This is a genomic window from Stenotrophomonas sp. K-6, from assembly GCF_056861555.1.
Map to the genome: position 1 here is coordinate 151,465 of NZ_JBSPUC010000006.1, position 11,667 is coordinate 163,131.

Annotated in this window: 6 protein-coding genes and 1 pseudogene; 6 read left to right on the forward strand and 1 reads right to left on the reverse strand. The window is 66.5% G+C overall.

The genetic code is table 11. The features are described 5' to 3' along the window. Positions 1–48: 48 nt before the first annotated feature. The 6 genes and pseudogenes from AC13F7_RS17600 to AC13F7_RS17625 all read left to right on the forward strand — a co-directional run bounded on the left by AC13F7_RS17600 (position 49) and on the right by AC13F7_RS17625 (position 9,984). A complete protein-coding gene (locus AC13F7_RS17600; protein WP_483002541.1) occupies positions 49–2,226 on the forward strand; it encodes an alpha-glucuronidase family glycosyl hydrolase in 2,178 nt (725 codons plus the stop codon). After that, complete coding sequence (locus tag AC13F7_RS17605) at positions 2,223–3,971, forward strand: glycoside hydrolase family 43 protein (protein WP_483002486.1); 1,749 nt, start codon at positions 2,223–2,225, stop codon at positions 3,969–3,971. Before AC13F7_RS17600 ends, AC13F7_RS17605 begins: the two co-directional genes overlap by 4 nt. Next, the gene (locus AC13F7_RS17610; RefSeq protein WP_483002487.1) at positions 3,971–6,667 is read left to right on the forward strand and encodes a glycoside hydrolase family 3 protein; all 2,697 of its coding nucleotides are present in this window, start codon (positions 3,971–3,973) and stop codon (positions 6,665–6,667) included. Before AC13F7_RS17605 ends, AC13F7_RS17610 begins: the two co-directional genes overlap by 1 nt. Continuing rightward, a pseudogene (locus AC13F7_RS17615) lies at positions 6,660–8,141 on the forward strand (MFS transporter); the annotation flags it as partial. The gene AC13F7_RS17610 and the pseudogene AC13F7_RS17615, both read left to right, overlap by 8 nt. Before the next feature lie 33 nt (positions 8,142–8,174). Next, entirely contained in the window at positions 8,175–9,140 is a 966-nt protein-coding gene (locus AC13F7_RS17620) for a glycoside hydrolase family 43 protein (RefSeq protein WP_483002542.1), read from the forward strand. Then, positions 9,130–9,984 carry an aldose epimerase family protein gene (locus AC13F7_RS17625; protein WP_483002488.1) on the forward strand — a complete coding sequence of 285 codons (855 nt, stop codon included), beginning with the start codon at positions 9,130–9,132 and terminating at the stop codon, positions 9,982–9,984. Before AC13F7_RS17620 ends, AC13F7_RS17625 begins: the two co-directional genes overlap by 11 nt. On the opposite strand, the gene AC13F7_RS17630 is transcribed toward AC13F7_RS17625, so the two are convergent. Beyond that, positions 9,981–11,570 carry a PQQ-dependent sugar dehydrogenase gene (locus tag AC13F7_RS17630; RefSeq protein WP_483002489.1) on the reverse strand — a complete coding sequence of 530 codons (1,590 nt, stop codon included), beginning with the start codon at positions 11,568–11,570 and terminating at the stop codon, positions 9,981–9,983. The genes AC13F7_RS17625 and AC13F7_RS17630 overlap by 4 nt on opposite strands. Positions 11,571–11,667: the final 97 nt, after the last annotated feature.

An 11,667-nucleotide genomic window follows, 5' to 3' on the forward strand; every position in this document is an offset into this window, starting at 1 on the left:
TACGTCTTGCCCTTGTTCTTCGTGACGCTGCCGCGAGGCGGGCACGGCCTGAGCTTACAAGGTTTGGGGGCGACGCCACTGTCCCGTTGGTATGTCGAGCGGTGTCACTGGATGCTGGTTGCTGCTGCGGTATTGCTGGCGTTCACGGGCAATGTTCGCGCGGAGGATGGCTACGCCCTCTGGATGCGCTATGCCCCGCTGGCACCTGCACTCGCGGCGGACTACCGCACACAGCTCGGGGAGGTCGTGGCCCCTGATCAGACGCCGACGCAGCGTGCCGCACGCGAGGAGCTGGTGCGCGGCCTCAGCGGCCTGCTGGGTCGCGCGCCGCGGATAAACACAGTGGGAAACGCTGCCCCCGCCGTGGTGCTGGGTACGCCGCAATCGTCGGTAGTGATTGCGGCGCTGCGCACGGAGATGGACGCGCTGGGTGACGAGGGCTACCTGCTAAGACATGCGCAGATCGACGGGCACGATGTGCTGCTGGTGGCCGCACCCCACGATATCGGCGTGCTGTACGGCGTGTTCCACCTGCTGCGACTGCTGCAGACCGGTGCCCCACTGGACGTACTTGAGGTGCGCGAATCGCCACGGATCCGGCTGCGCCTGCTCAACCACTGGGACAACCTGGATGGGTATGTCGAACGCGGCTATGCGGGTCGCTCGCTGTGGGACTGGCAGACCCTGCCGGAATGGGGCGACCCTCGCTACACGGACTACGCGCGCGCAAACGCCTCGCTGGGCATCAACGGCACGGTGCTGAACAATGTGAATGCCAGCGCGCAGAGCCTGGCGCCGGACTATCTCGCCAAAGCAGCGGCGCTGGCCGACATCTTCCGGCCCTACGGCATCCGCGTGTACCTGAGCGCGCGCTTCAGCGCACCGATCGAGCTGGGTGGGCTGACCACCGCCGATCCGCTCGACCCCGCCGTGCAGCGTTGGTGGCGCGACAAGGTCGACGACATCTACACGCGCATTCCGGATTTCGGCGGCTTTCTGGTGAAGGCCAACTCGGAAGGGCAACCCGGCCCGCAGGACTATGGTCGTTCGCATGCGGACGGTGCCAACCTGTTGGCCGCCGCGCTGGCACCGCACGGCGGCGTCGTGATGTGGCGGGCCTTCGTCTACGCGCACGACGTGCCGGCGGACCGCGCCACGCAGGCGTACACCGAGTTTGTTGGCCTGGACGGTGCCTTCCTCCCGAACGTGATCGTGCAGGTGAAGAACGGGCCCATCGATTTCCAGCCGCGGGAGCCGTTCCATCCGTTGTTCGGCGCCATGCCACGCACGCCGCTGATGATGGAGGTCCAGATCACCAAGGAGTATCTCGGCTTCGCCACGCACCTGGTGTATCTGGGGCCTTTGTACGAGGAGGTGCTGCAAGCCGACACCCGCGCCCGCGGTGAGGGGACGACCGTGGCGCAGTTCCTGACCGGCATGGCCGGCGTGGCCAACATCGGCAATGACCGCAGCTGGAGTGGCTCGCACTTCGATCAGGCCAACTGGTATGCCTTCGGTCGTCTCGCCTGGAATCCGCGTCAGCCCAGCCGCGACATCGCGGCTGACTGGGCGGCGATGACGTTCACCCCGTCTCCCGCGGTGGTACAGCCCATCGTGGAGATGATGATGGGCTCGCGCGAGGCGGCGGTGAACTACATGACGCCACTGGGTCTGCACCACCTGATGGAGCGCGGGCACCACTACGGGCCGGGCCCCTGGGTGGACGGCGGCCCCCGCGCGGACTGGACGTCGGTCTATTACCACCGCGCCGATCGTGATGGCATCGGCTTCGATAGGACCGCTGGTGGCAGCAATGCGGTGGGCCAGTACGCACCGGAGATAGCCGCGGAGTATGGGGATCTGGCGCGCGTGCCGGAGCCCCTGCTGCTGTGGTTCCACCATGTGCCGTGGGATCACCGCATGGCGTCGGGACGGCCATTGTGGGACGAACTGATCGGGCGCTATACGCAGGGCGTACGCCAGGTGCAGGGCCTGCAGGCGACCTGGGCCGGCCTGCAGGGCAGGGTGGATGCGCAACGACATGCGCAGGTGGCCGCCTTTCTCAGCATCCAGCGCCGCGAAGCGCAGTGGTGGCGCGATGCCAGCGTGGCGTACTTCCAGTCGGTGAGCGGCAGGCCGTTGCCTGCCGGCGAAGTCGCACCGCCGCACCCGCTGGCCTGGTATGAGGCCCTGCAGTTTCCTTCCGCACCGGGAGATGGACGATGAGTCAAACACGCTGGAGTGACTGGCTTGCCCACGGTCGCCACCGACGAGCACCCGTGGTGCGCCTGCTGTTGACTGCGGCACTTGTGTTGCTGTCCGCAGCACCGTCGCTGGCCGCCACGCCCGCGCCGCCGGTGTACTTCGATTGGTTCGAGTATGCCGGTCACGATGCGGCCTTTGAGACGCCGCTGCCCGCCGGTTACTACCGCAACCCGATCCTGGCCGGCTTCCATGCGGATCCAAGCATCGTCCGCGCCAACGATCGGTTCTATCTGGTCAATTCCAGCTTCACCTACTTTCCGGGCATTCCGGTGTTCGAAAGCGTCGATCTGGTGCACTGGAAGCAAATCGGCAACGTGATCGATCGCCCCACGCAGCTGGACTTCGATGGCCTGAACGTCTCCCGTGGCATTTTCGCGCCGGCCATCGAGTACCACGACGGCGTGTTCTATGTGGTCACCACGGCGGTCGACAGCGGCGGCAACTTCATCGCGACCGCGCGCGATCCCGCCGGCCCCTGGTCGGACCCGCACTGGCTGCCCAGCATCGATGGCATCGACCCGTCGCTGTTCTTCGACGACGACGGTGCCGTCTACCTGGTGAACAATGATGTTCCGCCCGGTCCGCCACGCTACGAGGGTCACCGCGCGATCTGGATGCAGCAGATCGATCTGGCCGCGTTCAGACCGGTCGGGCCGCGCAAGGTACTTATCGACGGTGGGGTGGAGCCGGCGAAGAACCCGATCTGGATCGAAGGACCGCACCTCTACAAGCGCGACGGCTGGTACTACCTCTCCGATGCCGAGGGTGGCACCGGGCCGCAGCACTCCCAGGTGGTTCTGCGCAGCCGCCAGGTGTGGGGGCCGTACCTCCCGTATGCGGGCAACCCGATTCTCACCCAGCGCGACCTGCCCGAGGACCGGCCACTGCCCATCACCAATGCCGGGCACGCCGACATGGTGGAAGGTCCGGACGGCACCTGGTGGGCCGTGTTCCTGGCCAGCCGCAACTACCAGATACGGCACTACAACACGGGGCGGGAGACGTATCTGCTGCCCGTGCAATGGCGTGACGGCTGGCCGGTGATCCTGCCGCCAGAGCAGGCCATTCCGTATGCGGCCAAGGCACCGTCATGGATGCAGGGCGATGCCTCGCAGGCACCGTCGACCGGCAATTTCGTCGATCGCGACGGCTTCGATGCACCGACGCTTGGCACCAGATGGGTGCAGGTGCGTGTCCCCAAACAGGCGTGGGCAGACCTCAGCCTGCGTCCGGGCGCCCTGGCCGTGCATCCGCTGACGGAGAACCTGGACACGCTGCGCAATCCCGCCTTCCTCGCGCGTCGCCAGCAGCACCTGCGCTTCGAGGCCAGCACTGACATGACGCGGCCGGCCGCGGGTGTGGCGGCCGGCCTTGCCGCGTTCCAGAACGAGGAGTACTGGTACTTCCTTGGCGCGCGCAGCCTCGGCGGGGATCGCGTGGCGGTCTTCCTTGAAGGGCGCGACGGCAGCGGCGTGACCCGCACGTTGGCCACGCGCGAGGTAACCGCATCCACGTCGCTGCGCTTGAAGATCGCCGGTGACGAGGGACGCTATGCCTTCGCGTTCGATACGGACGACGGGCGTGGTTGGCAGACCCTCGCGGGCGACGTGGACGGAACGGTACTGAGTACGGATCGCGCAGGCGGCTTTGTCGGCGCCCTGCTGGGACCATTCGCGCGCGACGAGCGCGCTTTGAGGAGCAACTGATGACGCGTACGTCTTCCCTCTACAGCGGCCGCCGTGGCCCCATTCTCCGCACGCTGGCGCTGTGCGCTGCCGTGACAGTGGCAAGCACCGGGCACGCCGCCAACGCCCAGCCGTGGCTGGATACATCGGCCAGCTTTGAAACCCGTGCCGCCGCGCTGGTGGGGCAGATGACCCTGGAGGAAAAGGCCGCCCAGATGCAGAACGCCGCGCCCGCCATCAAGCGCCTGGGCGTTCCGGCCTACGACTGGTGGAACGAAGGCCTGCATGGCGTGGCACGGGCAGGGCAGGCGACAGTGTTCCCGCAGGCCATCGGGCTGGCCGCCACGTTCGACGTGCCATTGATGGGGCAGGTGGCCACCACCATCAGCGACGAGGCGCGGGCCAAGCATCACCAGTTCGTCCGTGAAGGATTGCATGGCCGCTATCAGGGGCTGACCTACTGGTCGCCGAACATCAACATCTTCCGCGACCCGCGCTGGGGGCGGGGCCAGGAGACCTACGGCGAGGACCCGTACCTCACCGCGCGGATGGGCGTCGCCTTCGTGCAGGGCCTGCAGGGCGATGACCCTGTGTACCGCAAGCTGGACGCCACGGCCAAGCACCTGGCCGTGCACAGCGGCCCTGAGGCCGACCGCCACCACTTCGACGCCCGCCCCAGCAAGCGCGATCTGTACGACACCTACCTGCCGGCGTTCGAGGCGCTGGTGAAGGAGGGCCAGGTGGATGCGGTGATGGGGGCCTACAACCGTGTCTACGGCGAATCCGCCAGCGCCAGCCATTTCCTGCTGCGCGACGTGCTGCGCCGCGACTGGGGGTTCAAGGGCTACGTGGTGTCGGACTGCTGGGCCATCGTGGATATCTGGAAGCATCACAAAATCGTGCCGACCCGCGAGGCCGCGGCGGCGCTGGCGGTCAAGAACGGCACCGAGCTGGAGTGCGGCCAGGAGTACGCCACCCTCCCGGCTGCGGTGCGCCAGGGTCTGATCAGCGAAGCCGAAATCGACGATGCGGTGACGCGGCTGTTCACCACGCGGATGCGGCTGGGCATGTTCGATCCGCCCGAGCGCGTGCGCTGGGCGCAGATTCCGGCCTCGGTGAACCAGGCCCCGGCGCACGATGCGCTGGCCCTGAAGGCCGCGCAGGCATCACTGGTGCTGCTGAAGAACGATGGCGTGCTGCCGCTGTCACGCAACCTCAAGCGCATCGCGGTGGTCGGCCCCACCGCCGATGACACCATGGCGCTGCTCGGCAACTACTTCGGCACACCGGCGGCACCGGTGACGATCCTGCAGGGCATCCGCGACGCGGCGAAGGGTATCGAGGTGCGCTATGCCCGTGGTGTTGACCTGGTCGAAGGGCGCGACGATCCGAGCGCGACGCCGCTGATCGAGGCGGCATATCTGCGGCCCTCGGCCGACTCGCCGGAACGCGGCCTGCGCGGTGAGTACTTCCGTACGCCGGATCTGTCGGGCGCGCCAGCACTGGTCCGCACCGATGCTCAGATCGGCTTCGGCTGGGACCGCGGCTCGCCGACCGACAATCTGCTGGCCCGCGGCGAAGCGGCGCCGGGGCAGGGCATTCCCAACGATGGCTTCAGCATCCGCTGGCGTGGCCAGCTGCTGCCGCCGGTATCGGGCCGCTACCGGATCGAGGCGGCGGCCGACGACGGCTTCCGCCTCTACGTGGATGGCAAGCGGGTGCTGGACCACTGGGCCAACAGTGATCGCCTGCGCAGCGACGGTGTCGATCTGGAGCTGCAGGCGGGACGTGCCTATGAGCTGACGCTGGAGTACTACGATGCCGAGCGCGACGCCGGCGTGCGGCTGGGCTGGCGCATGCCCGGGGCGAAGCCGCCATTCGAAGAAGCCGTCGATGCCGCCCGGAGTGCGGACGTGGTGGTGTTCGTCGGCGGCCTGACCGGCGATGTCGAGGGCGAAGAGATGACGGTCAACTATCCGGGCTTCGCCGGCGGCGACCGCACCGACCTGCGTCTGCCCGCTACCCAGCGCGCCCTGCTGGAAGCGCTGCACGCCACGGGCAAGCCGGTGGTGATGGTGCTGACGGGAGGGTCGGCGCTGGCGGTGGAGTGGGCCCAGGCGAATCTGTCCGCGATCCTGATGAGCTGGTATCCCGGGCAACGCGGCGGCACCGCCGTGGGCGAGGCGCTGTTTGGCGACGTCAATCCGGCCGGCCGGCTGCCGGTAACGTTCTACCGCGCAGACCAGGCAATGCCCGCGTTCGATGATTACGCGATGGAAGGCCGCACCTACCGCTATTTCCGCGGCACCCCGCTGTATCCCTTCGGTTACGGGCTCTCCTATACCCGGTTCGGCTACAGCAAGCCAAGGCTCGATGTGCCGCGCATCGCCGACCACGGCACGCTCAAGGTGCAGGTGGAGGTGGCGAACGCCGGCAAACGCGCGGGCGATGAAGTGGTGCAGCTGTACGTGCGGCGGCTGGCGGCTGGCGCAGGCGATGCACAGCAGACGCTGCGCGGCTTCCAACGTGTTCACCTGGCGCCTGGCGAGCGGCGCACCGTGACCTTCGATCTGGACGCGCAACAGGCGCTGCGCGAGTACGACGACGCGCGGGGCGCCTATGTCGTGCGGCCCGGGGCATACGAAGTACGGATAGGCGGCTCAAGCGCCGATGCCCGCGTGCGGAGCCGTTTCACCGTGGAGGCGAATCGTGACTGATGCCCGTCGCACGGATACCGCCGAGCACACGCTGTCGGTCCGGGAGAAACTTGGCTACAGCCTGGGCGACCTTGCGGCCAACCTGATCTTCCAGACGCTGATCACCTACCTGGCGTTCTTCTATACCGACGTATACCGGTTGCCGCCTGCCACGGCGGCCACGATCATCTTCGTGATCGGCCTGCTGGGTGCCTTCGTGTTCACCCCGCTGATCGGCATTGCCGCCGACCGCACCGTCAGCCGCTGGGGAAAGTTCCGGCCCTGGATCCTGTGGACGGCGATCCCGTTCGGTGTGCTGTCGCTGCTCGCCTTCAGCACGCCGGACCTGGGCGCGCAGGGCAAGGTTATCTATGCCCTGGTGACCTATGGCCTGCTGATGTTCGTGTACGCGGCCAACAACCTGCCGTACTCCGCGCTCAGCGGCGTGCTCACCGGCAGCATGGCCCAGCGCAACAGCCTCTCGGCCTACCGCTTCGTGGCGGTGATGATCGCGCAGTTCATCATCCAGGTCCTGCTGTTGCCGCTGGTGCTGATCCTGGGCGACGGGGATCGGGTGCAGGGCTTCGAGCGGGTGATGACCGTGTTCGCGGTGGTGGGCACGCTGTTCTTCCTGATCACCTTCGCCACCACGCGCGAGCGCATCGTGCCGGCCAAGGAACAGACCGGCGAGGTGATGCAGGACCTGTCCGACCTGCTGCACAACCGGCCGTGGAAGGTGATGCTGGCCCTGACCGTGCTGGTCTTCATCAACCTGGCCCTGAAAGGCGGCACCTACATTTACTACTTCCAGTACTACATGAGCGAGGCCGCACTTGCGGGCTTCCTCGACACCTCCGGCTTCAACCGCTTCATCGGGGGATTGAACGCCACACTCAACGGATGGGGCCTGTCCGGCTTCACCTGGCCGGAGGATCCGGCGACCTCGGCGTTCAGCCTGTTCAACGCGTGCGGCATCCTGTGCATGATCCTGGGCATCGGGGTCTCCCGGCGCCTGGCCGACCGCTTCGGCAAGCGTGATGTGTTTGGTGGTGCGCTGCTGGTCTCTACCGTGTTCCTGCTGGTGTTCTACCTGTTTCCGCCGACGGCGGTCTCGGTGGCCTTTGGTGCCTTCATGCTGCACGGGTTCTGCTACGGCATCACCATCCCGCTGCTGTGGGCGATGATCGCAGACGTTGCCGACTACTCGGAATGGAAGAACCATCGCCGCGCCACCGCGATCATCTTCTCCGCGATGCTGTGCGGCCTGAAGATCGGGCTCAGCATCGGCGGTGCGCTGGTCGCCGGGATTCTCGCGCACCACGGCTATCAGGCCGGCGCGGAACAGCAGCCCCAAGCGGTGGTGGACGGCATCCGCATGACCGTGAGCGTCTACTGCTCCCTGCCGTTCCTGATCGCAGTCGCGCTGCTCTTTTTCTACAAGATCGACAAGCGCATGGAGACGCGCATCGAGCAGGACCTGCATCTGCGTCGGCAGGGAAACAGCCTTGATCAGCTCGCGGCGCATGCCATCTCCCAGCCCTTGGTGACCCACCTCTATACGGCCGATCCCTCGGCCCATGTATTCGAGGGGCGCCTGTACATCTATCCATCGCACGATATCGACGGCGGCGCATCCTTCGATGATGAGGGCGGGCACTTCCGCATGGAGGACTACCACGTGCTGCGGATGGACTCACCCGAAGGTGAGGCCACCGACTGCGGCGTGGCGCTGCATGTGAATGACGTGCCCTGGGCCGCCCAGCAGATGTGGGCGCCGGATGCGGCCCACCGCGACGGACGCTACTACCTCTATTTCCCGGCCAAGGACGGGCAGGGCATGTTCCGCATCGGCGTTGCCGTGGCGGACCGTCCCGAGGGACCGTTCACCGCCGAGCCCGAGCCGATGGAGGGCACGTATTCGATCGATCCGGCCGTGTACGAGGACGACGACGGCACGCATTACCTCTACTTCGGCGGCATCTGGGGCGGCCAGCTGCAGAAGTACCGGGACAACCGCTTTGATGCGGCATATGAGGAGCCCACCGGCGACGCGTCGGCACTCGGCCCGCGGGTCGGCCGGTTGGATGCGGGCATGACACGGCTGGCGGAGCCTGCGCGGGAGATTGTCATCCTGGATGAGCACGGACAGCCGCTGCGGGCCGATGACCATGCGCGCCGGTTCTTCGAGGGCCCGTGGCTGCACAAGTACCAGGGGCGGTACTACCTTTCGTACTCGACCGGCGATACGCACCTGCTGTGCTACGCCATCGGTGACAGCCCGTACGGACCGTTCACCTATGGCGGCGTGATCCTGAAGCCCGTGGTGGGCTGGACCACGCATCACTCCATCTGCGCGTTCGGGGGGCAGTGGTACCTCTTCTATCACGACGCCCTGCTATCCGGCGGCGTGACCCATCTGCGCTCGGTCAAGTGCACACCGCTGCACATGGAGCCGGACGGCAGCATCCGGACGATCGATCCGTATGGCGCTTGAAACCGCATCACCGAAAGACGATGCGCAGGCGCCGTTGCCTGCTGGGCGTCTGTACTGGTTGAGGGCCGGTGCGTTGGAGGTCGCATTGGCGCCCGAAGCCGGTGGACGCATTGCCCAGATGCGGTACGACGGGGTGGACTGGCTGGTGGGTGAGGTCGAGGGTGGGGCGGCCGCCATTGGATGGGGCTGCTATCCGATGGTGCCGTGGGCGGGGCGGATTCGGCAGGGGTGCTTCAGCTTTGATGACACGCGATATGCGCTGCCGACCAACTTGGGCTCGCACGCGATCCATGGCCTCGGGTTTTCACGGCCGTGGCATGTCGACAGTCTCGATGCGAGCAGCGCCGTGTTGTCGCTGGAACTTCCCGAGGACGGCCATTGGCCGTTCGGGGGCCGTGCGACGCAGACGGTCCATGTGCTGCCCGACCGCCTGGAACTGTGCCTCGCCGTGCAAGCCGGCCACAAGGCGATGCCGGCGGTGCTAGGTTGGCATCCGTGGTTTCGGAAGCCGGATCAGTTGCTGTTCTCACCCAGTGCGATGTATCCACGGGACGGGGAGGGCATCGCTGCATTGCCCTGCATCGCGCCTGCGCACGGGCCTTGGGATGACTGTTTCATCAACCAGGCTGAGGTGGTGCTGGTGTCCGGGGCGCAGCGGCTGGAGTTGCGGGCGGATACGGATCACTGGGTGGTGTATGACGGTGCTGCGCACGCGACGTGTGTGGAGCCGCAGACGGGTCCGCCGGACGGTTTTACGTTGGCGCCGAGGCGGCTGGCGCCTGGCCAGAGGGTAGCGCTGACGTTCACGATGAGGTGGGAGGGGGATGGGGCCGCGCAACGTTAAAACCGTGCTGACGCGGGTATCTCCGGCACCAGCCGCAGCAGTTTCCCATCCGCGCCGTCGGTGAGCGCGTAGATGGAGCCATCTCCAGCCACCTTGACGTCACGAATGCGTTCACCGCGTTCACCGAGCAACAGCTCCTGGCGCACCACGCGATCACCATCGCGCACGAGGCGGCGGACGCTCCGCTCACGCAATGCAGGCACCAGGAAATCTCCCTGCCATCCCTTGAAAAGGGTGCCTTGATAGACGGCCAGGCCAGAGGGCGCGATCGACGGGGACCAGATCACCTCCGGGTCCTCGAACCCCTCGTGTCGCGTAAACGGACTCACCCGTGCAAACGGGTAGTCGATGCCGTGACTGACCAGCGGCCAGCCGTAATTGCCACCCGGTCGAAGCCGGTTGAGCTCATCGCCGCCGCGCGGCCCGTGTTCGCTCACGTAAATGGCGCCGGTGACAGGGTCACGCACGATGCCTTGCGGATTGCGGTGCCCTGAGGTGTACACGGCAACGCCGCTGGCACCCGGGGCGAGCGAAATGCGCATCACTTTGCCCAGCGAGTTGCTTTGGTTCTGGGCTTCCTCCCGGCGTGCACTGCCGTCTCCTACCGTCAGCAGGAGGGTGTGTGGATCGAGGAACGCCAAGCGCCCTCCGTTGTTGCCATCGCTGGGTTTTGGCGTGGATTCAAATAGAACCTCCACCTGATCTATCGACCACTCACCGCCGGCGAAGTTGAGCGCACCACGCATCAAACGGACGCCCACGCCGCGCGGATCGCGGTAGCCCTGGCTCAGATAGATACGGTGGTCGTTCTGGTAATCGGGGGAGAGAGCGATGCCCATCAGACCGATCACGCGCTCCCGCTGATACCCCTCGGGTAATTTGGAAAGGTCGACGTCCAAACGTTCGCCGTCGGGGTCAATCACCTTCAGGCGGCCAGCCATTTCGGTGACGAGCAGTCTTCCGTCCGGGAGTTCCGCCAACGACCACGGCCACTGCAGGCCGTCGGCGACGATGGTGGCTTGGTATCCCGACGCCGCAGGGGGCTGTGACCGGTCCGGCATCGGGCGCATCAACAGGAACGACGCAAGCGGCAGCAACACGAGGCAAGCAGGCACCAGGTAAGCCGCCCGGCCGTGTCGGCGTGCTCCGTGCACGACACGTCCTGTCAGCACGTGGCTCACATACCCTCCCACCAGTCCAGACAGGCTGAGCAGGGCGAGGCTAGGAATCTCCCGGATCGCAGCGACCGCAGGCATCGGGATCACACTGCGTAGCAGCGCCAGCACGATGGCCAGCCCGGCCACACCGGCGAGCAGCGCGCAGGGCAGGGCGCTCAACCCCAGGCGCCGCAGGCCCGTTTGCAGACCAAGCGCGATAACGCCGCCTGCCAGCGAAAAGCCAAACATCACAGGCCCGAACCGAGCCAGATCCTCCACGGTGACGGCAGCCCGGGACTGCCAGCTGACCTCGAGGCCGAGCTGCGTAAGCGCATGCAGATTGATCTGGGTCTGCAGCAGGCTGGCAACAACGGCGGTAGCCAGCGCTGCCGCCAGAGTGATGGAGACTGTTCGCAACCAGGAGCGCATGTGGGAAGTTCGTCAGGGCAAGCCGAAGGCGCACTGTAGCAATGGGGTGCGGTGAACCTCCAGTGATGCCCTCCGCGGAAGAATTCACGGCGGAGGA